This window comes from Ramlibacter sp. (assembly GCF_036676645.1).
Classification (GTDB): Bacteria; Pseudomonadota; Gammaproteobacteria; order Burkholderiales; family Burkholderiaceae_C; genus Ramlibacter.
In genome coordinates this window covers 49,111-72,920 of sequence record NZ_JAKFCM010000042.1, presented here as the reverse complement: position 1 = coordinate 72,920, position 23,810 = coordinate 49,111, and the positions used below count along the sequence as shown (strand labels likewise).

Genomic DNA, 23,810 nt, shown 5'->3' with positions numbered 1-23,810 from the left:
AGGCCTCGTTCTCCCAGGCGACCAGCACGTCGCCCTGGTTGCGCTGCGCGAAAGTGATGGTCGATCCGCGTGCGCCGGCATCGAGCACGGGCACGTTGCCGTAGACCTTGGCTACGAACTCGCGCGCCTGCGCGTCGCTGCCGTACTTGCGCCGGGCGAACTCCCAGGCTGCCAGGTAGTTCCAGCGAGCGCCGCCGGAGGTCTTGGGGTTGGGGGTGATTACGCGGACTCCCGGCCGGGCCAGGTCGTCCCAGTCCTGGATGCCCTTCGGGTTGCCGGCGCGCACCACCAGCACGATGGTGGAGGTGTAGGGCGAGGCGTTGTGCGGCAGCCGCTTCTGCCAGCCCGGCTGGATCCAGCCGCCGTTCTTGACCAGCGCGTCCGTGTCGCCGGCCAGCGCGAGGGTCGCCACGTCGGCTTCCAGCCCGTCGAGGATCGAACGGGCCTGCTTGCCGGAGCCGCCATGCGATTGCCGCACTTGCACGTCCTGTCCGGTTCGCGCTTTCCAATACCTTGCGAAGGCAGCGTTGAACTCGGTGTACAGCTCGCGCGTGGGGTCGTAGGACACGTTCAGCAGTTGCAGCGGCTGCTGGGCCGCAACCGGGAGCGCCCCGGCACCGAGCAGGTAGGTCGCGGAAGTCTTGAGGAAGGTTCTGCGGTCGTTCATGGCCAGATGTCAACGGAAGTTTGGGAAGCGCTGCATTCTGGAAGTCGGCGCGTGAAGCGCGAACGACTGAGTTGTCAGTTGCTTATCGGCATAAGCATTCCGGCGCCGGCGGGATGGCACCATCCTGACGTGGCGACAACGTCCCCGATTCCTTCTGCGCGCACCGGTGCTTCCCTCTGGTCCGCATTCGTGCCCTTGCTGCCGCTCATGCTGGCGGTCTTCGTGGGCTTCTTCCCCATGGGCATGGCCTTCCCGGTGCTCCCCCGCCACGTGCACGACATGCTGGGCCTGGGCACCTTCTTCGTCGGCGTGCTGATGGGCGCGCAGTACGTGGCCTCGATCCTGGTCGGCCGCCTGTGGGCCGGCGAGGTGAGCGACGGCCGCGGGCCGAAGGTGGCGGTGCCGCTCGGGTTGGTCGGCGTGTGCGGGGTCGGCGTGATGTACTTCGTCGCGCTGGCGTTCACCGACCGCCCGGCGCTGTCGTACCTGCTCTTCGTCGCCGCGCGCCTGCTCACCGGCATCGCCGAGCCTTTCGTCATCACCGCGGCGCTCAGCTGGGGCATCGCGCGGCTCGGGCCGCAGCACTCGGGCAAGGTGATCGGCTGGATCGGCATGGCGCTGTTCGGCGCCTACGCGGCCGGCGCGCCCGCCGGCGGCTGGGCCTATGCGCGCTGGGGCTACGCCGGCATTGCGTGGGCCACCGTGCTGGTGCCGCTGCTGACGCTGGCGATCGTGGCGGCCATCCATGGCGAGCGGCCGGCGCCGGTGGAGCGGCCCGCGTTCTACAAGGTCGTGGGCCTGGTCAAGCTGCCGGGGCTGGCGCTGACGCTGTCCTCGTTCGCCTATGCCGCCATCAACGCCTTCGTCGCGCTGCTGTGGGTGGAGCGCGGCTGGGGCAGTGCCGCCCTGGCCTTCACCAGCCTGGGCGCGGGCTTCATCGTCGCCCGGCTGCTGGTGGGGCACCTGCCCGACCAGCTCGGCGGCGCCCGGGTGGCGGCGGTGTGCGTGGCGGTCGAGGCGGCCGGGCAGCTGATGATCTGGTGGGCGCCGGGTGAGCTGTCGGCCTGCGCGGGCGCCGCGCTCACCGGCGGTGGCTATGCGCTGGCGTTCCAGGGCTTCGGCGTGGAGGCGGTGCGCCGCGCACCGCCGGAAAGCCGCGGCGCCGCGATGGGCGGCTACGTGGCGTTCCAGGACCTCTCGATGGGGCTGGCCGGTCCGCTGGGCGGGCTGCTGGCGCTGCAGGCGGGACTGGCGGCGGTGTACCTGGCCGGGGCCATCGGGGCGCTGGCCTCGCTCGTGCTGGCGCTGGCGATGCAGCGATCAGCCGCCGGCCGCGCCTGACGCCGCGTTGCCGGCCGCCGTCGCAGCGTCCACCGGCGCCAGCGGCAGCGAGATGCGAAAGAGCGAGCCGCGTCCCGGGCCCTCGCTCTCGGCCACGATGCGGCCGCCGTGCAGTTCGGCCAGGCCGCGGGCCAGGGCCAGGCCGAGGCCCAGTCCGCCCTGGGTGCGCGCGATGTCCTGGTCGGCCTGGGAGAAAGGGGTGAACAGGCGCCCGAGCAACTGCGGGTCCATGCCGATCCCGGTGTCGGCCACCGACAGGTGCACTTGCCCGGTGGCCGGGTCCGCCCGGGTGCGCACTTCCACCGTCCCGGGGCCTTGCTGGAAGCGGACGGCGTTGTTCAGCAGGTTGCCCAGCATCTGGGCGAGTCGCACCGGGTCGCCCTCGACCCAGAATGGGCCGCCGCAGTCCAGCACCAGTTGCTGGCCGCTGGCCTCCAGGCTGGGGCGGTAGTCCTCCGCCGTCTGGCAGGCGATGGCCGCCAGGTCGCAGCGCGTCAGGCGCAGGGTCAGCTTGCCGCGGGCCATGCGGCTGACGTCCAGCAGGTCGTCGATCAGCCGGGCCATGTGGCCGACCTGGCGGTCCATGATGTCGCGCAGGCGAACCAGCCGGGCATCGCCGGTGTCGGTGCGCTTGAGGATCTCGACCGCGTTGCGCACCGGCGCCAGCGGGTTGCGCAGCTCGTGCGCCAGCATCGCGATGAATTCGTCCTTGCGTCGATCCGCCTCGCGCAGGGCCGCTTCGGCTTCGAGGTGGTCGGTGATGTCGGTGTTGGTGCCGAACCAGCGCACGATGCGGCCGCCATGGTCGCGCAGCGGGAAGGCGCGGCTGAGGAACCAGCGGTACTCGCCGGTGCGGCTGCGCAGCGGGAAGGTGTCCTCCCAGGGCTCGCCGCTGGCCAGGTGCTGGCGGAACTTGGCCATGACGCGCGCCAGGTGGTCGGGGTGGTGCACCCCCTGCCAGCCCCAGCCCTCCGATTCGCCCGGCCGGGTGCCGGTGTACTCGTACCAGCGCCGGTTGAACCATCGGCTGGAGCCGTCGGGTTCGACCATCCAGGCCAGTTGCGCGATGTTGTCGGCCAGTGACTGGAACATGGCGGCGTTCTCCAGCAGGGCGTCCTGCGCGGCCCGCGCGCGCTGTTCGCTGTCGCGACGGGCCGCCTCGGCGGCGCGCTGGCTGCTGATGTCGAGCACCGATGCGAGCACCAGGCCGGACGCCATGCCCTCGACGGGGTTCAGCCCGATCTGCACCGGGAAGACCGAGCCGTCCTTGCGCCGCCCGTGCAGCTCGCGCCCGGGGCCCATCGGGCGGCGGACGGGGGCGGCGTGGTAGCCCTCGCGCAACCGGGCGTGGCCTGGCCGATCCCCTGGCGGCACCAGATCGTCGATGGCCATGCCGACCATCTCCTGGCGCGTGTAGCCGAACTGGCGTTCCGCCTCCCGGTTGACCAGCTCGATGCGACCCTGCGGGCCGACCACGATCATGCCGGAGGGGGACGCTTCCAGGGTCTCCCGCAGCCGCCGTTCCCGCACGGACAGCTTCTCGCGCACTGCGAGCAGCTTGCCATGCTCGGCCTGCAGTTCGCGCAGCGCGCTGCGCCAGGAGGCGATCAGCCAGCTGAACAGCAGGCCGTAGGCGGTGAAGATGGCCAGCCGCAGCTGCTCGGTGGTGCTGGTCGCCCGCGAGTGGACGAACAGCGCCTCGCCGGCGACGGCGCAGATCAGCGTGGCCAGCGCACCGGCGCGGAAACCGCCCACCCAGGCCGCCAGGATGGGCGGTGCCAGCAGCATGATCAGCGGCGCCTGGTTGCGCAGCCAGGGCTCCAGCGCGAAGCGCAGCGCCAGGAAGGCGGCGCTCAGGAGCACCGCGGCCGCATAGCCGAGCAGCGAATCCGTCTTGCGTCGTACGGAGGGGGCACCTGTGCTGGTCACGAACTTCCACTCTAGCGGGACTGGCACCGTCGTGGGGCGCCGCGGACCTGCCCGCCGCCGCTGCTGTCGAGCACAATGCAGGCCGACGATCAACCACGACGAGGTGAACCGATGGCGATGCTCCTGCTGGGCCTGGTGCTGTTCCTGGGCGTCCACTCCACGCGCATCTTTGCCGAAGGAGCACGCCGGCGCTGGATGGCGCGCATCGGCGAGATGCCCTGGAAAGCGATCTATTCCGTCGTCTCCCTGGTTGGCTTCGTGCTGGTGATCTGGGGCTACGGCCTGGCGCGGCAGCAGCCGGTGGTGCTGTGGACGCCGCCGCGCGCGATGAACCACCTGGCCGCGCTGCTGGTGCTGGTTTCGTTCGTGCTGCTGGTGGCCGCATACGTGCCGCGCAATGCCATCAAGGCCCGGCTGCACCACCCGATGGTGCTGGGCGTGAAGGCGTGGGCCCTGGCGCACCTGCTGGCCAATGGCACGCTGGCCGATGTGGTGCTGTTCGGCGCGTTCCTGCTGTGGGCAGTGCTCAGTTTCGGGGCCGCGCGCCGGCGTGATCGGGCCGGCCACGTGCAGTACGCCGCCGGCACCGCCACCGGAACCGTCGCCACGCTGGCGGTCGGGCTGCTCGCCTATGGCGTGTTCGCGTTCTGGCTGCATGCCTGGCTGATCGGCGTGCGGCCGTTCTGAGTCGCGCGCTGGAGAGTCGGCGACCGCCGCCACCCAAGCGGCCTGCGCGTGACGGGTTGCGAGCGCTCGCAGCAGGACACACGGCAACACCCGGGCCCGGCTCCGTCCGACACCTGTCGAAGGGCACACCTTCCAGAATCGTCCGCATCCGACGGAGGACTTCCCATGGACGATCTGAAGGCGCCGCGCCCGCTGGCGGTGGTGACCGGCGCTTCCTCGGGCATCGGCTACCACCTCGCACGGCTCGCCGCGCAGCACGGCCATGACCTGGTCGTGGCGGCCGATCGGCCGCTCGAGCACGCCGTCGCCGATTTCAAGGCGGCCGGCGCGCGGCGGGTGCAGGCGGTGCGCGCCGAGCTCGCCAGCCGCCAGGGCGTGGACCCGCTGATCCAGGCACTGCAGGGCCATGAAGTCGACGTGCTGATGGCCAATGCCGGCCACGGCCTGGCCGGCCCCTTCCTCGAGCAGGACTTCGGCGAGCTGCAGCACGTGATCGACACCCGCATCACCGGCACCCTGTACCTGCTGCAGCACGTGGTGCGCGGCATGGTGGCGCGCGGTCGCGGGCGGGTGCTGCTCACCGGGTCCGTGGCCGGTTTCCCGCCGGGCTCCTTGCACGCGGTCTACAACGGCAGCAAGGCTTTCGTCGATGCGTTCGCCCATGCGCTGCGCAACGAGATCAGGGACTCCGGCGTCACCGTCACCCTGCTGATCCCCGGGCCCACCGACACCGATTTCTTCGAGCGCGCCCACTTCGCCGATACGCGCGCCGGCTCCCGCCAGAAGAAGGACGACCCGTCCTACGTGGCGCGGCTCGGCTTCGACGCCATGCTGCGGGGCGAGGCCGACGTCGTCACCGGCTGGCGCAACGATCTCCAGGTGGCCACCTCGAAGGTGGCGCCGGCGCAGACGGTGGTGCAGGTGCACCGCAAGATCGCCGAGCCGGAGCCGGACAGCGGCAAGCAGGAGCACGCCGGTACCACGCACGAACACCCCCGCATGGAGCAAGAGCCATGAGCAAGAAGCAGGACTTCCTTCGCCGCGAGCAGAGTCGCGACAAGCACCCGGATTCGGGCATGGTCGGCAGTGCCGCCGCGGTCGAAGAGCAGGCGCGCCGCCGCAGCGTCGCTTCCACCGGACCGCAGGACCGCAAGGCGCCGATGGGCGGCAAGATCGCCAACGACCGCAACAAGATGGGCGACAAGGCGCCGACGCAGCTCAACGAAGGCCGGCGCACGCCGCACAGCCGCAGCGACAAGGAGATGCAGGTCGGCAGCGGCAACAAGCCGGAGCTGCGACGCGGTTCACCGGCCAGCGGCGAGCGCACGCTGCCGCCGTCGGCTAGATCCTGAGTGTGCGGTGCGGCCGCCCGCGTGGCCTGACCGGCGAAGCGCTGGATCTGCGGCGGATCAGCTTTTGAGTGCGCGCTCCAGGTTGGCCAGCACGGTGCTCCAGCCTTCCTCGGCGCTGTCCAGCATGTCGCGCGTTTCCTCGTCGGCCGGCCCCGTGTCGTGGCGCAGCGTGAGCAGGCAGCCGTCGCCCTGCGGCTCGATGTCCAGGATCACCGCGGTTTCATGGGATTGGAACTGCGGCAGCCCGAAGGTGAAGGCGATGCGGCGCGGCCGGTCCAGCTGCAGGAAGCGGCCGCTGTGCTCCACGTCGATGCGGCGCGAGGAGTCGGCCTCCAGCGGGCGGCGGTCGACGATGGTGAAGCGCCCGTTCACGCCCGGCTCGATGTCGCAGCGGATCACTTCGCCGGTCGGCGGCGTGGCGAACCAGAACTGCCGTGCCAGTCGCGGGTCGAGCCAGGCATCGTAGATCGCCTCGGCCGTGCAGTCGAAGGCGCGTTGCACGCGCACGATGGTGGAGGTGGGCATGGCCGGGTTTATCGGCGAGCGCCGCTGCCGCGTCAGCCGGAGTGCGCCCCGTCGCCTCGTAGGGCTTGGCCTATGGCGCCGGCAGACAGCCGGGTCCTACGTGTTCTGTCGTGCAAGGCGCCTCGTCGACGCACCGCTTCATGCGCGACACTGCCGGCACGTTCATCCGCCAGGAGGCCGCCATGAAGATCCAGCACCGGCCATGGCACTGGGCCGCCGTCGCGGCGGCGTTGGCCGTGGCCCTGCTGACCTTGTCCGATGCGCACGGGCAGAAGGCCGGCTCGGCCGCCAGCTTCGAGGGCCGGCCCACGATGGCCGGCGCCCAGGCCGGGCTGGGCGCGATGTCCGGCCCGCCGCAGGGCGGGCTCGGCGTGCAGAGCACGGAGGACCTGCCCGCCGCTGGTTTGAAGGCGCCGCGGCCCCTGCCCGGCAACGAGCCCGGCCCGTCGGTGCCGCGCGATCCGGGGCTGGACCGGCCGTCCAGCCCGGACCAGGGCCGCCCCGCCACGCCGGACCAGGACCTGCGCCCGCAGCGCAACCGCGATGGCGTCGACGTGGCGCCGCGCCAGGGCGACGAGAGCGGCATCCGCAAGCAGCAGCGCGCCCGTGACAAGGTCAGGCGCGGCACGCGCGGCGGCACCGAGCGTTCGCGCGAATAGCCTTCAGAGCACCGCCTTCGCCTTGCTCAGGTCGGCCACGAAAGCCTCGAAGCCTTGCTCCCGGTCCGCCGGCAGCAGCCGCAGCAGGGCGGACGGGTGCAGCGTGACGAGCACCTTCAATCCGTCGGCACGCTCCAGCCACTTGCCGCGGTTGGCGGTGACGGAGATGGTGCGGCCGAGCAGGGCGCGCGCCGCCGTGGCGCCCAATGCCACCAGCGCCTCGGGCCGCACCAGAACGATCTCGTCCTCCAGCCAGTGCAGGCAGGCGGCGATCTCGCGCTGGTTCGGGCTCTTGTGGATGCGGCGCTTGCCGCGCAGTTCGAACTTGAAGTGCTTGACCGCGTTGGACACGAACACGCTGTCGCGCGGAATGCCGGTCGCCTCCAGCGCACGGTCCAGCAGGCGGCCGGCCGGGCCGACGAAGGGATGTCCCTGCAGGTCTTCCTGGTTGCCGGGCTGCTCGCCCACCAGCATCAGCGGCGCATGCAGCCGGCCTTCGCCATTGACCGACTGGGTCGCATGTTCGCCGATCGGGCATTCGCGGCAGCGCATGGTGGCGGCCTTGAGCTGCTCCAGCGAGGCGATGCCGCCGTCGGAAGCCGCGGAGGCGGCTTCGACCGGCGTGGCCGCATCCGCCGCCGGGCCGAAGACCCGGTGGTAGGCCGCCAGCCAGCGCGCGTCGCTGCCGCGCGGGCCCGGCTCGTCCTCGCGCCGCGCGCCGGGCCCGAGCAGCAGCCGCTCGCGGTCCCAGCGCACCGAGCGCTGCGGCGTCAGGATGGCCCAGCGCAGCGCCGGGTAGCGGCGCGCGAACCAGGGCGCCAGTGCCTCGACGATGTGGTGGGTGGGATCGAACCAGGCCAGGTGCAGCGTCTCGCCCGGCCGGGTGTCGTCCGGCACCGGGCGCAGGCGCAGCAGCGCCTTCATCTTGTGCATCTCGCGCCGCACCGACTGGGCCATCTGCTGGGCCTGTTGCATGTCGGCGTCCAGCGGGTCGGTGCGCAGCGCGGGCTCGTGCACCAGGCGCCACAGCAGGCGGTACAGCAGGGCGAAGCGCTGCGCGTCCTGGTGCAGCACCACCACCTCGCACAGGCGCAGGAAGGAGGCCGGCACGATCGCGGCGGCGGCGCGGGGCAACTCCTGCGGCTTGCCGGCCGCCTGCAGGTCGACCGGCTGCGCGTGCAGGTCGTCGCTGAGCGTGTGCACGGTTTCCCACTGCACTTCGTCCGGCGGCACCTGGTGCGCCAGCAGCTGGCGCGCCTCCTGGCGGAAGCCCGCCAGGTCGGTCTCGCCGGACAGGCGCGGCATGGTCATGGCTGCGCCGCCCTTGCGGGCCGGCAGTCCGTGCTGGCGTGGGGGCGCGGGCCGAGGCGTCTCATGGCGCGCTCTCCTGCGGTTGCGAGGACGGCGGCCGGCCCACGTGCGCACGGCGCTTGAGCTTGCGCGCGCGCGCCTCCATCAGCAGGTACAGCAGCGCCGCGATCATCAGCGGGCCGATGTAATAGACCGCCCGGTAGCCCAGCAGCGCCGCCAGCAGCTGGGGCTCGCCGATGCGGTGGCCCAGCAGGGCAATGAACACGGCCTCGAACACGCCCAGCCCGGCCGGCACGTGCAGGACCACGCCCGCGATGGCGCCCACCAGCAGCACGGTGAGCACGTCGGGATAGGGCAGCTGGCGCTGCAGCAGGACCCAGATCACCCCGGCCATCAGGCTCCAGTTGAGGCAGGAGATGGTCATCTGCACCACCGCCATGCGCCAGGGCGGCAGGTACAGCTCATGGCCGCGCCAGTGCCAGACGTGGTCGCCCATCTTCCAGCACGCCAGCACGTAGCCGAGCGAGACCGCGATCAACGCGGCGCCGGCCCACTGCAGCCCGTGGTTGCCCATCTTCCATTCGGGCGGCAGTGCCAGCGGATGCACCAGGAACAGGAAGCCGGCGAGCAGCTTGTAGCCCAGCCAGTTGGTCAGCATGCTCATCGACACGATGCGCGTGATCACGCCGGTCTTCAGGCCCAGCCGCGAATACAGGCGGTAGCGGAAGCCGACGCCGCCCACCAGCGAGCCGATGCACAGGTTGAAGGTGTAGCTGACGAAGGTGACCGCCATCACGATGCCGGTCCTGAGCGTGTGGCGGGTGTAGCGGCGGCCGATCAGGTCGAAGCAGGCGTACAGCAGGTGGCTGGCGACCGCCAGGCCCACCGCGGCGGCCAGCGCCGGGCGCGGGAGGTCGCGCAGCGACTGCATCACCTCGCCCCAGGCGATGTTGCGGGCGTAGCGCCAGAGCAGCCAGCCGACCAGCCCGAAGAAGAGCAGCGAGGCGCTGCGGCGCAGCCAGGGCCACCACGGCCGCTGGCTCAGTCGCCGGCGCTCCGCCCCGCCATGCCGTCCGAGCCGCTGCCGGTGCCCCGTTGCCGCGCCGTGGCCGTCGTGCGCGCCATGCGCGTGGGCGTGCGCATGCGCATGGCCGTGCCGGTGGCCATGGGGATGCGGGGCCGCGAGATCGCCCGAGCGAGCCGGATGCGTGTTCATCGGTGCTCCTCCGCGACGGAGGCGCCGGCGGCGGCCAGGGCCTGCGGCACGGCCGGGATCAGCCGCGGGCGGTGGCGCGGCAGCCAGGCGCTCACGGTCGGGTAGATGCGCACGAGGTGGAAGGCGATGAAGCTGCGCAGCAGGTGAAGCAGGCCGCCGGCGCCCTGCAACGCCTCGGGCTGCACCTGGCGGCAGCTCTCCCGCACCAGGGCGTCGAGCCGCTCGTGCAGCAGCGCGTTGAAGTCGCGGTCGCGGATGACGACGTTGGCCTCCAGGTTGAGCTGCAGGCTGAGCGGGTCCAGGTTGCTGGAGCCGACCGTGGACCAGTCGTCGTCGACCAGCGCGACCTTGCCGTGCAGCGGCCGCTCGCAGTACTCGAAGATGCGCACGCCGGCCTTGAGCAGGTGGCTGTAGAGGGCGCTGGCGCCGACCTTGACGATCGCCATGTCGGGCGTGCCCTGCAGGATCAGGCGCACGTCGACCCCGCGCCGGGCCGCCTGCCGCAGGTCGCGGATCAGCCGGTAGCCGGGAAAGAAGTAGGCGTTGGCGATCACCACCCGCTCGCGCGCGGCGCGGATCGCGAGCCGGTACTGGCGCTCGATGTCGGTGGTGTGCAGGCCGTTGTCGCGGGTCACCAGCAGGGCGCGGGCGCGGCCGGCATGGGGCAGCTCGCGCGGGTCGGCGCGGGCCTGCCGGCGCCAGCGCCACCAGCGCCGCGTCGGGTTGTGGCGCGAGCCGGCGGCCAGCGCGGCGTGGGCGAAGCGATGGATCTCGCCCACCAGCGGGCCGCGCACTTCCACCGAATAGTCCTGCTTGGCCTGCGGGCCGAAATCGCCCAGGTGGTCGGCCGAGTAGTTGATGCCGCCGATGAAGGCGACCTCGCCGTCGACCACCACGATCTTGCGATGCAGGCGCCGCAGCAGGTTGGGGCGCAGGCCGAACGGGCGCGGGCCGGGGTCGAACACGTGCAGCCGCACGCCGGCCTCGCACAGCGTGGCGACGAAGCGCTCGGAAAGGTCGGGCGAGCCCCAGCCGTCGATGGTGGCGTCCACCTGCACCCCGCGCCGGGCTGCGGCGACCAGCGCCTCGTGCAGCTGCAGGCCGACCTTGTCCTCGAACAGGATGAAGGTCTCGAGCACCACCTCCTTGCGCGCGTTGGCGATGCAGGCGAACACGCGCGGGAAGAACTGCTCGCCGTTCTCCAGCAGGGTGAAGCGGTTGCCGTCGTGCCAGCGCAGTGCCATGCCTTGCCTCACAGGCGGATCTCGGCGGCGAGCGGCGCGTGGTCCGACAGGTGCGACCAGGGCCGGCGCGGCAGCACCACCGGCAGGTGCACCGAGGCGTTGCGCACGTAGATGCGGTCCAGGCACAGCAGCGGGAAGCGCGAAGGGAAGGTGCGCGCCGGCTCGCCATAGGCATTGACGAAGACTTCGCGCAGGCCGATCTCGCGCTCCAGCAGGGCGTTGGCGCGGCGCCGCCAGTCGTTGAAGTCGCCGGCCACGATCAGCGGCGCGTTGTCCGGCACCTCGCTGCGCACCATCTCGCACAGCAGGTCCAGCTGCTGCGCGCGGTGCGACTCGGCCAGCCCCAGGTGCACGCAGACCGCATGCACCTCCACCGGCTGCCCGGGGATGCGCAGCACGCAGTGCAGCAGGCCGCGCTTTTCCGGCCCCGGCAGCGACACGTCGTGGTTCTGGTAGGAGACGATGGGGAACTTCGACATCAGTGCGTTGCCGTGATCGCCCTTGGGATAGACCACGTTGCGGCCATACGCGTACTGCGGCCAGATGGTGTCGGCCAGGAACTCGTAGTGCGGGCCGTCGGGCCAGTCGACCACCTTGCGGCCGTGGCCCTCGTGGGTGCCCAGCACTTCCTGCAGGAACACCAGGTCGGCGCCCACCTTGCGGACGGCGTCGCGCAGCTCGGGCAGGATGAACTTGCGGTTGAAGAAGTTGAACCCCTTGTGGATGTTGACCGTCATCACCGTCAGCGGCGCGGCCGTGGCCGAGATCTCTGTCATACCGGTCGTGCTGGCTTTCGCCTGAGGGTTGTACCGGTCCGCTCTGCGGTAGGGTGTAGGACGGCAGGCAGGGTCGCCCGTGGCGCTTGCTGGGAAAGGGCGTGCGACTGCGCGCAGGGTGCCCCGCGCCCGCCGCGCTTGGCCCAAAATCGGCACACTCCGAGCCTGCCGCCGCATGCCCATGCCGATCCAAGCCGCCCGCCATGTCCTGCTTTGCGCCGCGCTGTTCGCCGGCGGCCTCGCCGCCACGGCGGCCCAGGCCGAGGGCCTTCGGCCCGGCGCGGTGTTCGTGCAGGCTGGCGGCGGCGAGACCGACCTGGGCGCGGCCAGCGCCGGATTGCTGTGGCCCTGGGCCTGGCGCGCGCACGCGCTCGGCGGCGAGTTCGGTCTGCAGACGGAACTGTTCGCCAGCCACTGGCGTGCGCGCGGCCTCTCCGGCTCGCGCCAGGGCTACACGCAGATCGGTGTGCTGCCGCTGCTGCGCTATCGGCTGGACGAAGGCCGCTCGCCCTGGTTCATCGAGGGCGGCATCGGCCTGTCCCTGACCGACCGGCTGTTCTCCACGCCGGCGCGCAGCATGGGCTCGCGCTGGAACTTCTCGGACAACCTGGCGCTGGGCCGCCAGTTCGGCGAGCAGGGCCGGCACGAGTGGAGCCTGCGTTGGCAGCATACCTCCAATGCCGGGCTGAAGAAACCCAATCCGGGCCTGGACCTGGTGCTGCTGCGCTACTCGGCGCGATTCTGACGCGGCCTGCACAGGGCCGAGGTTCGCCCGCGCGCCGGCCAACCCACCCGTCCTACAGGGCCCGTGCCGGGCGTCCGGCAGGGCGCCGCGGGCCCCGGCGCTAAGGTTCTCTCACGCCCCACTTGCATGGGGCGCTGCTTTTTGATCATTCGAGAGAGGACAGCATCATGAAACAAACCAGGACAACCACAACACTGCTGATGGCCGGCCTGCTGGCGGCCGGCGGAGCGTATGCGGGCGGGGCCAGCCCCACCAGCGACGTCCCGGTGAAGGCCGGCGAAGCCAGCACCGTGACCCACGGGCAGCCGAACATGCTGACCACCAACGAGCCGCTGCAGCATCCCGCGCCGGTGAGCAGCGCGGGCGACGCGGCGGTGACCAGTGCCACCGGCGTTCCGCTGGACAGCGCCTCGTCGCCGCACACCGTGGTCATGGGCGCGCCGGCCGACGCGCGCGTCGTGCCCCACTACAGCGCCACCGTCACCAGCAACGTCCCGACACGGGCCGGCGAGTTCAGCACCTGGACCAACGGCGTGCCGAACATGAAGACCTACAACCCGGTGGTGGACGACGGCCGCGTGCTCTATTCGCCCGAGCAGGTGGTGCAGCGGGTGCCGCACCAAGCCGGCGAAGTGAGCACCATGGTCGGTGGCCGGCCGAACTGGAATCCGGATGACCCGCTGCTGAACTGATTGCGCGGGGTCCGGTCGACAAAAAGCCTGCGCGGCGCTAGCCGGCAGGCTTTTTCCTTTTCCGTGCGGCCGCGGGGCCGCGCCGGCATCAGCCGTGATGGCGATGCATGTGGCGGCCGCCGCGCTGGAACATGCGGGCGGTCTCGTCGTCGAAGGTCTTCTTCTGCTCGGCGCTGAGCTGGGCGTAGAAGGCCTTGGTGGCATCGGCACGGCGATCCATTTCCGCCTGGCGCTGCTCGCGCAGCGAGCGCATGTGGTCGATGCGGTCGGGCGTGGTCATGCGGGCCATGGCCTCGCGGTCGACGCGCGGGCGCTGCGCGGGCGGCTGCATGGCGTTGGCGAAGCTGGTCCAGGCCGCTTCCTGCGCCGGGGTGACCTGGAGCTTCTGCTTCAGGTCGGCCAGGCGCTGGCTGGCGCGCTCGGCCATCTTGGCGCGGTCGAAGTGGTGGCCATGCTTGCCTTCCGCCCCGGCCGCGACGGGCGGCTGGGTCTGCGCAATGGCGGTCACCCCGGTGATGCCGGCGACCAGCGCGGCGGCCATCAGGTACCTGCGGGCATTCAGTTTCATGGTCCTTGCATCCTTTCCGAAAGAGCCTGTCGGCATTCCATACGCCTCAGGTTGGGAGGCAGTGTGGCGGCCCGATGTAAGCCGGCCATGCATCCAAGGTAGCGCCGGTGTAAAGGCTGGGCGCTGCGCGTGACAGCAGTGGCCGGGTGGGCGGGCCATGCGAGCGTGTCCTACGGCAAGTGCGCGCCTGCGGCCACAGACGCAGCCCTGCCGCCGGGCCAGCATCGGTGCATGGACATCCAGCAAGAGCCCACGGGATCGCCGCTGGCCTGGCACGTGGCCTGCCTGGCGTTGCTGGCCGGGCTGGCGGCCGGCGCACAGGGGCAGTCGGTGCAGCCGGGGGAAACCGAGAGCGGACCGCCCCAGCCGGTGCCGGGGCAGGTGCTCAGCGACGTGGAGCCGCTGCCGGCCGAGAGCCGCGACAGCAGCGGGGCCGTGGTGCTGCACGACTCGCGCGTGCGGGCCCAGCGCGACGCCTTCCGGGCCGCCGACCAGCGCACCGGCATCAGCTCGGCGATCCGGCACAACGTCTCGCGTGTGCTGGAACAGGTGCGCAGCTGGGACGAGGTGCGCGAGGCCGACTCGGGCCCCGCGCCCGACGCGCAGCCGGCCGAACCCTCGCAGTGACGCGCGGGCGGCTCAGCCGAACCGGCCGCGATTGAAGTCCTCGACGGCCTCGACCAGCTGCTCGCGCGTGTTCATCACGAACGGCCCGTACTGGGCGATCGGCTCGCGCAGGGGCCGGCCCGCGATGAGCAACGCGCGTGGGGGCTCGCTGCTGCCGACGGCCGGCTGCAGCAGCACGCCGTCGCCCTCGTTGGCCAGCACCGCCAGCCGCCCGGCGGCCACCACCGTCGCCCGTTCGCCTTCGCCCACCTGCACGCTGCCGCGGTAGACGCAGACGAACGCGTTGTGCCCCGCAGGCAGGGCCTGCTCGAAGCGCTGGGCCGGATCGGCGCCGAATTGCAGGTCCAGGTACAGCGGCTCGGTGACCTCGCGCTGCACGCTGCCGCGCACGCCCTGGCTTTCCCCGGCGATCACGCGCACCGTGACGCCTTCCGGCGTGCGCAGTTCCGGGATCTCGGCGCCCTGGATGTCGCGGTACCAGGGCTCGCGCATCTTGTCGCGCGCGGGCAGGTTCAGCCAGAGCTGGAAGCCCTCCATCACGCCGGCTTCCTGCTCGGGCATTTCGCTGTGCACCAGGCCGCGGCCGGCCGTCATCCACTGCACGCCACCGTTCTGCAGCAGGCCTTCGTGGCCGCGGCTGTCGCGGTGCCGCATGCGCCCGCTGATCATGTAGGTGACCGTCTCGAAGCCGCGGTGCGGGTGGTCCGGGAAACCCGCTCCGTAGTCGTCCGGATCGTCGCTGGCGAAGTTGTCCAGCATCAGGAAGGGGTCGAGCCGCTGCTGCAGGTCCTGCGTCAGCAGGCGCGTGAGCTTGACGCCCGCGCCATCCTGCGTCGCCTGCCCGGTCACCACCCGCTCGACCCGGCGCGGCTGTTGCACGGTCGTGTTCATCGCCATCAATTGGGGTCAGAGACGCATTTTTCAGAGACGCATTTTTCGAGCTCAGCCGGGCTGCAGCGCGGGGTAATCGGTGTAGCCGGCCGCGCCGCCGCCGTAGAAGGTGGCCCGGTCGGGCTTGTTCAGCGGGGCGCCGGTGCGCAGGCGCTCCACCAGGTCGGGGTTGGCGATGTAGCTGCGGCCGAACGCCACCAGGTCGGCGCCGTGCGCCAGCGCGCGGCCGGCCAGCGGGGTGTCGTAGCCGTTGTTCACCATCCAGGCGCCGCGGCCGCCCGCATCCCGGTAGATGCGGCGCAAGGCGTCGAAATCGAACGGGCGGTCCGGCAGCTCGCGCGGACCGCCGGTCGCGCCTTCGATCACGTGCACGTAGGCCAGGCCCAGCGGCGCCAGCTCGCGCACCACGTACTCGAACAGGGGCTGCGGCTCGGGGTCGTGGATGTCGTTGGCCGGCGTGATGGGGGACAGCCGGACGCCGGTGCGTCCCGGTCCGGCCGCCTGCGCCACCGCCCGCATCACGTCCAGCAGCAGGCGGGCGCGGTTCTCGATCGGGCCGCCCCAGGCGTCGTCGCGCTGGTTGGCGCCGCGCTTGAGGAACTGGTCGAGCAGATAGCCGTTGGCGGCATGCACCTCGACGCCGTCGAAGCCGGCGACGCCCACCGCGTCGTGCGCGGCGCGGCGGAAGTCCTGCACGATGCCGGGCAGCTCCTGCGCCGTGAGCGCGCGCGGGACCGAGGTCTCGACGAAACCGCCGGCGCCGTCGCGAATCAGGAAGGTCTTGGTTTTCGCCGCGATGGCGGAAGGCGCCACCGGCGGCTGGCCGCCGGGCTGCAATTCCACGTGCGACACCCGGCCCACGTGCCACAGCTGGGTGACGATGCGGCCGCCGCGCGCATGGACGGCATCGGTGACGCGCTTCCAGCCCTGGAGCTGTTCGGGCGTGTACAGGCCCGGCACGTCGGCATAGCCCTGGCCCTGGTGGCTGATCGCGGTGCCCTCGGAGACCAGCAGGCCCGCGCTGGCGCGCTGCGCGTAGTACTCGGCCATCAGGGCGGTGGGCACCGCGCCCGGTGCGCGGTTGCGCGTGAGCGGCGCCATCACGATGCGGTTGGGAAGCGCCAGGTCGCCGGCGCGCACGGGATCGAAGAGACTGGGCATGGGATCGGGGGTCCTTGTTGCAGGCAAGCGTAGCGGACCGGCCAAGCCCCCGCCGCTTGCAAGACGATGCGTTTCGTGCCATCGCCGACAATGCCGGGCGAGCCGCAACGATGGCGCCCATCCCCCACCTCTCCCTTGCCCTCGCGCTGTCGCTCGGCGCCGCCGTGTCGCTGGGCATCACGCGCTTTGCCTACGCGCTGCTGCTGCCGCCGATGCGCGAGGACCTGCACTGGTCGTATGCGCTGGCCGGGGGCATGAACACCGCCAATGCCCTGGGCTACCTGCTTGGCGCACTGGCGACACCCTGGCTGCTGGCGCGCGCCGGCGCCTCGCGCCTGCTGCTGGTGGGCGCCGCGCTGGCGAGCGTGTTCATGGCCCTGTCCGGCTTCTTCGTCGAGGCGGCGCCGCTGCTGCTGCAGCGCCTGCTGGCGGGCGTCGCCAGCGCCTTCGTGTTCATTGCCGGCGGCGTGCTGGCCGCGCGGCTGGCCGGCCTGCAGCCGCGGCGCGGCGGCCTGCTGCTGGGGATCTACTACGGCGGCACCGGGCTCGGAATCGCGGTGTCGGCGCTGCTGGTGCCGGTGGTGCTGCAGGCGGCGGCGCCGGTGCGGCACGGGTGGGCCTGGGCCTGGTGGGTGCTGGCGCTGGCCTGCGTCGGCGGCACGGCGGTGATGGCGTGGCCGGCGCGCGTGCTGGCCGACGCCGCAGCCGGGGTGTCGGCCGCGCACGCCGACGCGGGTGCGCGGCCCTTCGCCTGGCGCGACTTCGGGCCGGGGCTGGCCGGCTACAGCCTGTTCGGCGTCGGCTACATCGGCTACATGACCTTCGTGATCGCGCTGCTGCGCGAGCAGGGCGCGGGGCCCGGCCAGGTCACGCTGTTCTACGCGCTGCTGGGCGCCGCCGTGATGGCGTCGTCGCGCCTGTGGGCCGGGCTGCTGGACCGCTACCACGGCGGCCAGCCGCTCGCGCTGCTCAATGGCCTGCTGGGCGTGGCCACGCTGATGCCGGCGCTGACCGCGGCGTGGCCGCTGGTGCTGGCCTCGGGGCTGCTGTTCGGCGGGGTGTTCCTGTCGGTGGTGGCGTCGACCACCGCGCTGGTGCGGCACAACCTGGCGCCGGTGCACTGGGCCAGCGGGATCAGCGCCTTCACCATCGTGTTCGCCGCCGGCCAGATCGTCGGCCCGACGGTGGTCGGCTGGATCGCCGATGGCCCCGGCGGCCTGGCGCGCGGCCTGCTGTATTCGGCCGGCGCGCTGTGGCTGGGTGCGCTGCTGGCGTGGCGCCAGCAGCCGCTGCCCCGGCCGGCGCCTACTTGAGCAGGCCTTCGGCCTTCATCGCTTCCTGCACCGCCGGGCGCGCCGCCATGCGCTCGCGCCAGGCCAGCAGGTGCTTGTAGCCGGACAGGTCCAGGTTCATGGGCTTGGCCCAGTTGGTGACCACGAACAGGTACGCGTCGGCGACGCTGAACGCATCTCCCATCAGGTACTGCTTGCCCTCCAGCTGGCCGTCGACCCACTGCAGGCGGCCGGCGATGCGGTCGCGGTAGATCTGCTTGCCTTCCTCGGGCATGGCCGGGAAGAACAGTGGCGAGAACGACTTGTGCACCTCGGTGCCGATGAAGGTCAGCCACTCCTGCAGGCGGTAGCGCGGCAGGGTGCCGTTGGCCGGCGCCAGGTTCCGGGTCGGCACCTGGTCGGCGATGTACTGCACGATCGCCGGTCCTTCGCGCAGGCGGGTGCCGTCGTCCAGTTCCAGCAGCGGCACGTAGCCGAGCGGGTTGATGCCGTAGTAGTCGGTGCCGTCGGGCAGCTTGTGCGTCTTGGTGGGGGCCAGCACCAGTTCGAAGGCGAGGCCGGCCTCGCGCAGCACGATGTGCGGGGACAGCGAGCAGGCACCGGGTGAGTAGTAAAGCTTCATGTTGGAAAAAGGCGGTTGGGGAGCGGAAAACCGCGATGCTAGCCCGGCAGCGGATTCCCTGCTGCCGCGGGCCTTGCGAGAATCCATGCATGCGGAGCTGGATGAAATGGCTGCTGGGCCTGGGGCTCGGCGTGGTGCTGCTGGTGGCGGCGGCGCTGTTCGGTTTGTGGCGTTGGACGGCCAGCGACGACTTCCGCCAGCGCGCGCAGCAGCAGGCCTCGCAGGCGCTGGGCGTGCCGGTGCAGCTGGGGGGCATCCAGCTGGCCGTCTGGCCGGCGCCCTCGGTGGCGGTGAACGACGTGCGGGTGCAAACGCGGCCGGCGCTCACGCTGGAGCGGGTCGAGGCGCGCCCGGTCTGGTCCTCGCTGCTGGCCGGGCGGCCGGAACTGGACGCGCTGGTGGTGCGCAATGCGGTGCTGCCGCAACAGGGCCTGGTGGCGCTGGCCACGCGGCTGCAGAAACAGGAGTCGTCCGCCCCCGGCGCCCGGCCTGCCGGCGGTGAAGCGGCGGCGCCCGCGTTGCCGCGGCGCATCGTGCTCGAGCGCGTGACCTGGGTCGATGCCAAGTCGCAGCGGATGACGGTCGACGCGGAAGTCGCGTTCGAGAGCGAGCCGCTGCCGCAGTCCCTGCGCGTGGAAGTGGTGGCGGGTCGCTTCGCCGGCGCCAGGGCGCGCCTGCAGCGCGAGGCGGATGCCTGGAGGTTGCGCGCCGAGATCGGCGGCGGCACCGTCAGCGGGCCGCTGCGCCTGCAGCCGCAGCGCAACGGGGCATGGCGCCTGACGGGCGAGCTGGCGACCGACCGGGTCGAGGTGTCCGCGCTGACCGCGCCCAGCCGCACGCTGACCGGCCGGCTGGAGGCGCGCAGCAGCCTGCAGGCGGACTTCCGCGATCCCTCGGCGCTGGCCGATGCGCTGCGCAGCCAGACCCGCTTCACGGTGCGCGATGCGGTGCTGCAGGGCGTCGACCTGGCGCAGGCCGTGCGCACGCTGGGTGCCAGCCGGGCCGGCCAGACCGCGCTCGACACCCTGACCGGCAACGTGGCCACGCAGGGCCGCGTCGTGCACCTGACGAACCTGGTCGCCAGTTCGGGGCTGCTGTCGGCCACCGGCCATGTCACGCTGGCGGCGGACCGTTCGCTCAGTGGCCGGGTGGACGCAAAGCTGGTGGCGGGGGCGCTGGGCTCGCTGGCCGGCGTGCCGCTGCAAGTGGCGGGCACGCTGGACCAGCCGGCGGTGACGCCGGTGGGGGTGTCGCTGCCGGGGTCCGGGGCGGCGTCGCAGCTGGGCGAAACGGTGGAAAAGGGCCTGCGCGGCTTGTTCGGCCGCTGAGGGCGCGGGGAAACCCGCTTCTCAAGTCCGGTACGAAGGGTCGGCGCGATCGAGCTTGCGCAGCAGCGCCGGCCAGGCGATCTGGGCGCCCTGGCCGGTGGTGACCGTCTTCATCACCTGCGCCAGGCCGTTCAGGATGGCCGGGTTCACCTGCACGAGCTCGCCGCCCGCCTGCGCGTCGATCTGGATGCGGCAGGTGTTCTCGAAGATGTACATCGAGAGGAAGGCGTCGGCGACGGTCGGCCCGACCACCAGCAGGCCGTGGTTGCGCAGCATGAGGAAGTTGCGGTCGCCCAGGTCGGCCACCAGCCGCGGCTTCTCGTCGTCGCGCAGCGCCACGCCCTCGTAGTCGTGGTAGGCCAGCGAGGCCAGCACGAAGGTGCTCTGCTGGCTGATGGGCAACACGCCGCACTTCTGCGCGCTGACGGCCACGCCGGCGCGGCTGTGCGTGTGCAGCACGCAGCCGACGTCGGGGCGCGCATCGTGGATGCAGCTGTGGATGGTGAAGCCCGCGGGGTTGACCGGGAAGGGCGAGTCGATCACCTTGCTGCAGCGCTGGTCGACCTTGACCAGCGAGGATGCGGTGATCTCGTCGAACATCAACCCGTAGGGATTGATCAGGAAGTGGTGCTCGGGGCCGGGCACGCGTGCGCTGATGTGCGTGAACACCAGGTCGCTCCAGCCGTACAGGGCCACCAGCCGGTAGCAGGCGGCGAGCTGCACGCGCAGCTCCCATTCCTCGGCACTGACCACTTCCTTCATCGATGCGATGTTCATGGCGGCTCCTGGGCGGCAGGTGGAACGGGCATTGTTCACCGGCGGCGGCCGGTGCGCTTGTCCGCGCCGGGACAGCGCCCGGGGCCGCGGGTCAACCCGGCTGCAGCCGGGCCGCGGCCCAGAGCACCTGCCCGAGCACGGCCTGCACCCGGCGGCGCGCGCCGTCGTCGACCAGTTCGCCGGCGGCATCGAACGCCTCGGCAGCGCGGCCCAGCGCGTAGTGCTCGGGCGCCAGCCAGCAGTGCAGGCTGAGCAGCAGGGGCGCCAGGTGGCCCTGGGAGCGCAGGCCTCCCAGCGCGCCCGGCGATGCGCTGAGCAGGCCGACCACCTTGCCGCGCGTGGAACGCAAGCCGTCGCTCCAGAGCGGATCGGACTTCACCGGGCTGGACAGCCAGTCCAGGGTGTTCTTCAGCAGGGCCGGGTAGCTGGCGTTGTACTCCGGGGCGCAGATGATCCAGGCCGGGTGCTCCCAGGCGATCTGCTTGAGGCGCATGACGTCCGGCGGCGTACCGCCGGCTTCCAGGTCGGCGTTGTACATGGGGACCTCGAACTCGGCCAGTTCGAGGTGCGTGACCTCGGCGCCCTGCTGCCGGGCCATGCGGGCGACGACGCCGGCGAGCCGGCGGTTGTAGGAGTGCTGGCGGGTGCTGCCGGCGAAGACGAGTAGGCGCATCCCGGGATTGCACCACATCCATGCGGGCCGCACGGCCAGTAAGCGCTTGCTGGCGCGCGAATCGCACGCCGACCGTAAAATCGCGGCCTTCCCCAGCGACCGCTGCGCCCCGGAACCGGCGCCTCCCCATGCTTTATCCAGAAGAATTCGACGTCATCGTGGTCGGCGGCGGCCATGCCGGCACCGAAGCGGCGCTGGCGGCCGCCCGCATGGGCTGCAAGACGCTGCTGCTGACCCACAACATCGAGACGCTCGGCCAGATGAGCTGCAACCCCTCGATCGGCGGCATCGGCAAGGGCCACCTGGTCAAGGAAGTCGATGCGCTGGGCGGGGCGATGGCCCTTGCCACCGACGAGGCGGGCATCCAGTTCCGCATCCTCAACAGTTCCAAGGGGCCGGCCGTGCGGGCGACCCGGGCCCAGGCCGACCGCATCCTCTACAAGGCGGCGATCCGGCGCCGGCTGGAGAACCAGCCCAGCCTGACGCTGTTCCAGCAGGCGGTGGACGACCTGATGGTGGAGGGCGACCGCGTGGTCGGCGCGGTGACGCAAATCGGGATCCGCTTCCGCTCGCGCACGGTGGTGCTGACCGCCGGCACCTTCCTGGACGGCAAGATCCACGTCGGGCTGAACAACTATGCGGCAGGGCGGGCGGGCGACCCGCCGGCGGTGTCGCTGTCGTCCCGGCTGAAAGAGCTGCAGCTGCCGCAGGGCCGGCTGAAGACCGGCACGCCGCCGCGCATCGATGGCCGCACCATCGACTTCTCGAAATGCGAGGAGCAACCGGGCGACCTCGATCCGCTGCCGGTGTTCAGCTTCATGGGACGGGCCGACATGCACCCGCGCCAGCTGCCCTGCTGGATCACGCACACCAACGAGCGCACCCACGAGATCATCCGCTCCGGCTTCGATCGCAGTCCGATGTTCACCGGCCGGATCGAAGGGGTGGGGCCGCGCTACTGCCCGAGCGTGGAAGACAAGATCAACCGCTTCGCCGGCAAGGACAGCCACCAGGTGTTCCTGGAGCCGGAGGGCTTGACCACCCGCGAGTTCTACCCCAACGGGATTTCCACCAGCCTGCCGTTCGACATCCAGTACGCGCTGGTGCGCACCCTGCCGGGGCTGGAGCACGCCCACATCCTGCGGCCGGGCTATGCGATCGAGTACGACTACTTCGACCCGCGCTCGCTCAAGAGCAGTTTCGAGACGCGGCAGATCGGTGGCCTGTTCTTCGCCGGGCAGATCAACGGCACCACCGGGTACGAAGAGGCGGCGGCGCAAGGGCTGTTCGCCGGCATCAATGCGGCACTGCAGTGCCAGGGGCGCGAGCCCTGGCTGCCGCGTCGCGACCAGGCCTACCTGGGTGTGCTGGTGGACGACCTGATCACCAAGGGCGTGACCGAGCCGTACCGGATGTTCACCAGCCGGGCCGAGTTCCGGCTGCAGCTGCGCGAAGACAACGCCGACATGCGGCTGACCGAGGCCGGCCGCAGCCTGGGGCTGGTGCCGGACGAGCGCTGGGACCGCTTCAATCGCAAGCGCGACGCTGTTTCACGTGAAACAGAGCGGCTGCGCTCGACCTGGGTGAGCCCCCGCAACCTGCCGGCCGCCGAGTCGGAGCGGGTGCTGGGCAAGGCGATCGAGCACGAGCACAACCTGGCCGACCTGCTGCGCCGGCCGGGCGTCGGCTACGAGCAGCTGATGTCGCTGGACGGCGGCCGCCATGCCAGCCCGGCTGTTTCACGTGAAACACTGGGCGACCTGTACGGCCCGGTGCTGGAGCAGCTGGAGATCGGCGCCAGGTACGCCGGCTACATCGAGCGCCAGAAGGACGAGGTCGAGCGTGCCGCCCACTACGAGAACCTGCGCCTGCCGGCCGAGCTGGATTACATGCAGGTGGCGGCGCTGTCGATCGAGGTGCGGCAGAAACTCAACCAGCATCGGCCGGAAACGCTGGGCATGGCCTCGCGCATCTCGGGGGTGACGCCGGCGGCGATCTCGCTGCTGCTGATCCACCTGAAGAAGAGCCGGTTCCAGGGATTCGCCGACGCCGCCAACCAGCGCAAGCAGGCGGCATGAGCCTGCGCGCCGGACTGGATGCGGGCCTGGCGGCGCTGGGCCTGTCGCTGCAGCCTGCGCAGGTCGAGCAGCTGCTGGGCTACCTGGACCTGATCGGCAAGTGGAACCGCGTCTACAACCTGACGGCCGTGCGTGACCCGGGCGAGATGCTGACCCACCACTTGCTGGACAGCCTGGCGGTGCTTGCCCCGCTGCGGCGGCAGGGCGGCGACTCGGGGCGGCTGCTGGATGTCGGCTCGGGCGCCGGCCTGCCGGGCGTGGTGGTCGCGATCGGCTGCCCCGGCTGGCAGGTCGATTGCGTGGACGCCGTCGGCAAGAAGGCGGCTTTCATCCAGCAGGTTGCGGCGGCCCTGAAGCTGCCCAACCTGCGCGGCATCCACGCCCGGGTGGAAGCGGTGCGCAGCCCCTACGAGGTGGTGAGCTCGCGCGCCTTCTCGTCCCTGGCCGACTTCGTTCAAGGCTCGCGCCAGGCGCTGGCGGGGCAGGGGGTCTGGCTGGCGATGAAGGGCCGCCGACCCCAGGAGGAAATGGACGCCCTGCCCGAGGACATTGAAGTGTTCCACGTGGAACAGCTCACCGTCCCGGGGCTGGGCGCGGAGCGCTGCATCGTCTGGATGCGGCCGGCGCGCCACGGCGGCTGACTTACACT

The 23,810-nt window shown here is 71.6% G+C and carries 25 protein-coding genes; 12 read left to right on the top strand and 13 right to left on the bottom strand.

Annotated elements, in window-relative coordinates; translation table 11 throughout:
* Window positions 1-667: sulfate ABC transporter substrate-binding protein (locus V6M57_RS07340; protein WP_332814338.1), on the bottom strand; the 667-nt coding region annotated here is incomplete at its 3' end.
* A gap of 189 nt (window positions 668-856) precedes the next feature.
* On the opposite strand from V6M57_RS07340, the gene V6M57_RS07335 reads away from it, so the two are divergent.
* Window positions 857-2,008 carry an arabinose transporter gene (locus V6M57_RS07335; protein WP_332814337.1) on the top strand — a complete coding sequence of 384 codons (1,152 nt, stop codon included), beginning with the start codon at window positions 857-859 and terminating at the stop codon, window positions 2,006-2,008.
* Here V6M57_RS07335 and V6M57_RS07330 read toward each other — a convergent pair.
* Window positions 1,988-3,937, bottom strand: coding sequence for a sensor histidine kinase (locus V6M57_RS07330; RefSeq protein WP_332814336.1), 1,950 nt, complete (start codon window positions 3,935-3,937; stop codon window positions 1,988-1,990). The two genes, V6M57_RS07335 and V6M57_RS07330, sit on opposite strands and share 21 nt — an antisense overlap.
* 111 nt (window positions 3,938-4,048) lie before the next feature.
* Between V6M57_RS07330 and V6M57_RS07325 the strand changes: the two genes are divergently transcribed.
* The 3 genes from V6M57_RS07325 to V6M57_RS07315 all read left to right on the top strand — a co-directional run bounded on the left by V6M57_RS07325 (window position 4,049) and on the right by V6M57_RS07315 (window position 5,976).
* Window positions 4,049-4,624, top strand: coding sequence for an NnrU family protein (locus V6M57_RS07325; protein WP_332814335.1), 576 nt, complete (start codon window positions 4,049-4,051; stop codon window positions 4,622-4,624).
* Between the two features lie 165 nt (window positions 4,625-4,789).
* On the top strand, window positions 4,790-5,641 hold the full coding sequence (locus tag V6M57_RS07320) for an SDR family NAD(P)-dependent oxidoreductase (RefSeq protein ID WP_332814334.1): 852 nt from the start codon (window positions 4,790-4,792) through the stop codon (window positions 5,639-5,641).
* Window positions 5,638-5,976: a hypothetical protein gene (locus V6M57_RS07315; protein WP_332814333.1), complete on the top strand. Its 339-nt coding sequence runs from the start codon at window positions 5,638-5,640 to the stop codon at window positions 5,974-5,976. Before V6M57_RS07320 ends, V6M57_RS07315 begins: the two co-directional genes overlap by 4 nt.
* A gap of 57 nt (window positions 5,977-6,033) precedes the next feature.
* Here V6M57_RS07315 and V6M57_RS07310 read toward each other — a convergent pair whose 3' ends face one another.
* A complete protein-coding gene (locus tag V6M57_RS07310) occupies window positions 6,034-6,501 on the bottom strand; it encodes an SRPBCC family protein (protein ID WP_332814332.1) in 468 nt (155 codons plus the stop codon).
* Window positions 6,502-6,641: 140 nt separating this feature from the next.
* On the opposite strand from V6M57_RS07310, the gene V6M57_RS07305 reads away from it, so the two are divergent.
* A complete protein-coding gene (locus tag V6M57_RS07305) occupies window positions 6,642-7,160 on the top strand; it encodes a hypothetical protein (RefSeq protein WP_332814331.1) in 519 nt (172 codons plus the stop codon).
* Window positions 7,161-7,163: 3 nt separating this feature from the next.
* Here the strand turns inward: V6M57_RS07305 and V6M57_RS07300 are convergent, their stop codons facing one another.
* The 4 genes from V6M57_RS07300 to V6M57_RS07285 all read right to left on the bottom strand — a co-directional run bounded on the left by V6M57_RS07300 (window position 7,164) and on the right by V6M57_RS07285 (window position 11,707).
* Window positions 7,164-8,471, bottom strand: a complete 1,308-nt coding sequence (locus tag V6M57_RS07300) for a UdgX family uracil-DNA binding protein (RefSeq protein WP_332814330.1) — start codon at window positions 8,469-8,471, stop codon at window positions 7,164-7,166.
* A 61-nt stretch (window positions 8,472-8,532) separates the two neighbouring features.
* Window positions 8,533-9,687, bottom strand: a complete 1,155-nt coding sequence (locus V6M57_RS07295) for a lysylphosphatidylglycerol synthase domain-containing protein (protein ID WP_332814329.1) — start codon at window positions 9,685-9,687, stop codon at window positions 8,533-8,535.
* Entirely contained in the window at window positions 9,684-10,931 is a 1,248-nt protein-coding gene (gene clsB, locus V6M57_RS07290; RefSeq protein WP_332814328.1) for a cardiolipin synthase ClsB, read from the bottom strand. The genes V6M57_RS07295 and clsB overlap by 4 nt, the downstream gene beginning before the upstream one ends.
* A gap of 8 nt (window positions 10,932-10,939) precedes the next feature.
* Window positions 10,940-11,707: an endonuclease/exonuclease/phosphatase family protein gene (locus tag V6M57_RS07285; protein ID WP_332814327.1), complete on the bottom strand. Its 768-nt coding sequence runs from the start codon at window positions 11,705-11,707 to the stop codon at window positions 10,940-10,942.
* Between the two features lie 181 nt (window positions 11,708-11,888).
* Here V6M57_RS07285 and V6M57_RS07280 point away from each other — a divergent pair, with 181 nt between their 5' ends.
* A complete protein-coding gene (locus tag V6M57_RS07280; RefSeq protein ID WP_332814326.1) occupies window positions 11,889-12,452 on the top strand; it encodes an acyloxyacyl hydrolase in 564 nt (187 codons plus the stop codon).
* A 167-nt stretch (window positions 12,453-12,619) separates the two neighbouring features.
* Window positions 12,620-13,144, top strand: a complete 525-nt coding sequence (locus V6M57_RS07275) for a hypothetical protein (RefSeq protein WP_332814325.1) — start codon at window positions 12,620-12,622, stop codon at window positions 13,142-13,144.
* An 88-nt stretch (window positions 13,145-13,232) separates the two neighbouring features.
* On the opposite strand, the gene V6M57_RS07270 is transcribed toward V6M57_RS07275, so the two are convergent.
* Complete coding sequence (locus V6M57_RS07270; protein WP_332814324.1) at window positions 13,233-13,712, bottom strand: Spy/CpxP family protein refolding chaperone; 480 nt, start codon at window positions 13,710-13,712, stop codon at window positions 13,233-13,235.
* 231 nt (window positions 13,713-13,943) lie between these two features.
* Here V6M57_RS07270 and V6M57_RS07265 point away from each other — a divergent pair, with 231 nt between their 5' ends.
* A complete protein-coding gene (locus tag V6M57_RS07265; protein ID WP_332814323.1) occupies window positions 13,944-14,339 on the top strand; it encodes a hypothetical protein in 396 nt (131 codons plus the stop codon).
* 12 nt (window positions 14,340-14,351) lie between these two features.
* On the opposite strand, the gene V6M57_RS07260 is transcribed toward V6M57_RS07265, so the two are convergent.
* Together V6M57_RS07260 and V6M57_RS07255 are read right to left on the bottom strand one after the other, a co-directional pair.
* Window positions 14,352-15,230 (bottom strand): pirin family protein, encoded by an 879-nt coding sequence (locus V6M57_RS07260; protein ID WP_332814322.1) that lies wholly within the window; start codon window positions 15,228-15,230, stop codon window positions 14,352-14,354.
* Window positions 15,231-15,281: 51 nt separating this feature from the next.
* Window positions 15,282-16,391, bottom strand: coding sequence for an alkene reductase (locus tag V6M57_RS07255; protein ID WP_332814321.1), 1,110 nt, complete (start codon window positions 16,389-16,391; stop codon window positions 15,282-15,284).
* Window positions 16,392-16,501: 110 nt separating this feature from the next.
* Between V6M57_RS07255 and V6M57_RS07250 the strand changes: the two genes are divergently transcribed.
* Window positions 16,502-17,704 carry a YbfB/YjiJ family MFS transporter gene (locus tag V6M57_RS07250; protein ID WP_332814320.1) on the top strand — a complete coding sequence of 401 codons (1,203 nt, stop codon included), beginning with the start codon at window positions 16,502-16,504 and terminating at the stop codon, window positions 17,702-17,704.
* Here the strand turns inward: V6M57_RS07250 and gstA are convergent.
* Window positions 17,697-18,305: a glutathione transferase GstA gene (gene gstA, locus V6M57_RS07245; RefSeq protein ID WP_332814319.1), complete on the bottom strand. Its 609-nt coding sequence runs from the start codon at window positions 18,303-18,305 to the stop codon at window positions 17,697-17,699. The genes V6M57_RS07250 and gstA overlap by 8 nt on opposite strands.
* A 101-nt stretch (window positions 18,306-18,406) precedes the next feature.
* On the opposite strand from gstA, the gene V6M57_RS07240 reads away from it, so the two are divergent.
* Window positions 18,407-19,633 (top strand): hypothetical protein, encoded by a 1,227-nt coding sequence (locus tag V6M57_RS07240; protein ID WP_332814318.1) that lies wholly within the window; start codon window positions 18,407-18,409, stop codon window positions 19,631-19,633.
* Window positions 19,634-19,654: 21 nt separating this feature from the next.
* On the opposite strand, the gene V6M57_RS07235 is transcribed toward V6M57_RS07240, so the two are convergent.
* Together V6M57_RS07235 and V6M57_RS07230 are read right to left on the bottom strand one after the other, a co-directional pair.
* Window positions 19,655-20,410, bottom strand: coding sequence for a class II aldolase/adducin family protein (locus tag V6M57_RS07235; protein ID WP_332814317.1), 756 nt, complete (start codon window positions 20,408-20,410; stop codon window positions 19,655-19,657).
* A 91-nt stretch (window positions 20,411-20,501) separates the two neighbouring features.
* Window positions 20,502-21,083, bottom strand: coding sequence for an NADPH-dependent FMN reductase (locus V6M57_RS07230; RefSeq protein WP_332814316.1), 582 nt, complete (start codon window positions 21,081-21,083; stop codon window positions 20,502-20,504).
* Window positions 21,084-21,211: 128 nt separating this feature from the next.
* On the opposite strand from V6M57_RS07230, the gene mnmG reads away from it, so the two are divergent.
* Window positions 21,212-23,161 (top strand): tRNA uridine-5-carboxymethylaminomethyl(34) synthesis enzyme MnmG, encoded by a 1,950-nt coding sequence (gene mnmG / locus V6M57_RS07225; protein WP_332814315.1) that lies wholly within the window; start codon window positions 21,212-21,214, stop codon window positions 23,159-23,161.
* Window positions 23,158-23,802: a 16S rRNA (guanine(527)-N(7))-methyltransferase RsmG gene (gene rsmG / locus V6M57_RS07220; RefSeq protein ID WP_332814314.1), complete on the top strand. Its 645-nt coding sequence runs from the start codon at window positions 23,158-23,160 to the stop codon at window positions 23,800-23,802. Before mnmG ends, rsmG begins: the two co-directional genes overlap by 4 nt.
* Window positions 23,803-23,810: the final 8 nt, after the last annotated feature.

Coding starts and splice junctions, on each gene's coding strand:
- mnmG (WP_332814315.1), top strand. CDS start 21,212: ATGCTTTATCCAGAAGAATTCGACGTCATCGTGGTCGGCGGCGGCCAT.
- clsB (WP_332814328.1), bottom strand. CDS start 10,931: ATGGCACTGCGCTGGCACGACGGCAACCGCTTCACCCTGCTGGAGAAC.
- V6M57_RS07230 (WP_332814316.1), bottom strand. CDS start 21,083: ATGCGCCTACTCGTCTTCGCCGGCAGCACCCGCCAGCACTCCTACAAC.
- V6M57_RS07265 (WP_332814323.1), top strand. CDS start 13,944: ATGGACATCCAGCAAGAGCCCACGGGATCGCCGCTGGCCTGGCACGTG.
- V6M57_RS07280 (WP_332814326.1), top strand. CDS start 11,889: ATGCCGATCCAAGCCGCCCGCCATGTCCTGCTTTGCGCCGCGCTGTTC.
- V6M57_RS07315 (WP_332814333.1), top strand. CDS start 5,638: ATGAGCAAGAAGCAGGACTTCCTTCGCCGCGAGCAGAGTCGCGACAAG.
- V6M57_RS07295 (WP_332814329.1), bottom strand. CDS start 9,687: ATGAACACGCATCCGGCTCGCTCGGGCGATCTCGCGGCCCCGCATCCC.
- V6M57_RS07255 (WP_332814321.1), bottom strand. CDS start 16,391: ATGCCCAGTCTCTTCGATCCCGTGCGCGCCGGCGACCTGGCGCTTCCC.
- V6M57_RS07275 (WP_332814325.1), top strand. CDS start 12,620: ATGAAACAAACCAGGACAACCACAACACTGCTGATGGCCGGCCTGCTG.
- V6M57_RS07310 (WP_332814332.1), bottom strand. CDS start 6,501: ATGCCCACCTCCACCATCGTGCGCGTGCAACGCGCCTTCGACTGCACG.
- V6M57_RS07250 (WP_332814320.1), top strand. CDS start 16,502: ATGGCGCCCATCCCCCACCTCTCCCTTGCCCTCGCGCTGTCGCTCGGC.
- V6M57_RS07240 (WP_332814318.1), top strand. CDS start 18,407: ATGAAATGGCTGCTGGGCCTGGGGCTCGGCGTGGTGCTGCTGGTGGCG.
- V6M57_RS07320 (WP_332814334.1), top strand. CDS start 4,790: ATGGACGATCTGAAGGCGCCGCGCCCGCTGGCGGTGGTGACCGGCGCT.
- V6M57_RS07300 (WP_332814330.1), bottom strand. CDS start 8,471: ATGACCATGCCGCGCCTGTCCGGCGAGACCGACCTGGCGGGCTTCCGC.
- V6M57_RS07325 (WP_332814335.1), top strand. CDS start 4,049: ATGGCGATGCTCCTGCTGGGCCTGGTGCTGTTCCTGGGCGTCCACTCC.
- V6M57_RS07270 (WP_332814324.1), bottom strand. CDS start 13,712: ATGAAACTGAATGCCCGCAGGTACCTGATGGCCGCCGCGCTGGTCGCC.
- gstA (WP_332814319.1), bottom strand. CDS start 18,305: ATGAAGCTTTACTACTCACCCGGTGCCTGCTCGCTGTCCCCGCACATC.
- V6M57_RS07260 (WP_332814322.1), bottom strand. CDS start 15,230: ATGAACACGACCGTGCAACAGCCGCGCCGGGTCGAGCGGGTGGTGACC.
- V6M57_RS07235 (WP_332814317.1), bottom strand. CDS start 20,410: ATGAACATCGCATCGATGAAGGAAGTGGTCAGTGCCGAGGAATGGGAG.
- V6M57_RS07305 (WP_332814331.1), top strand. CDS start 6,642: ATGCGCGACACTGCCGGCACGTTCATCCGCCAGGAGGCCGCCATGAAG.
- V6M57_RS07285 (WP_332814327.1), bottom strand. CDS start 11,707: ATGACAGAGATCTCGGCCACGGCCGCGCCGCTGACGGTGATGACGGTC.
- rsmG (WP_332814314.1), top strand. CDS start 23,158: ATGAGCCTGCGCGCCGGACTGGATGCGGGCCTGGCGGCGCTGGGCCTG.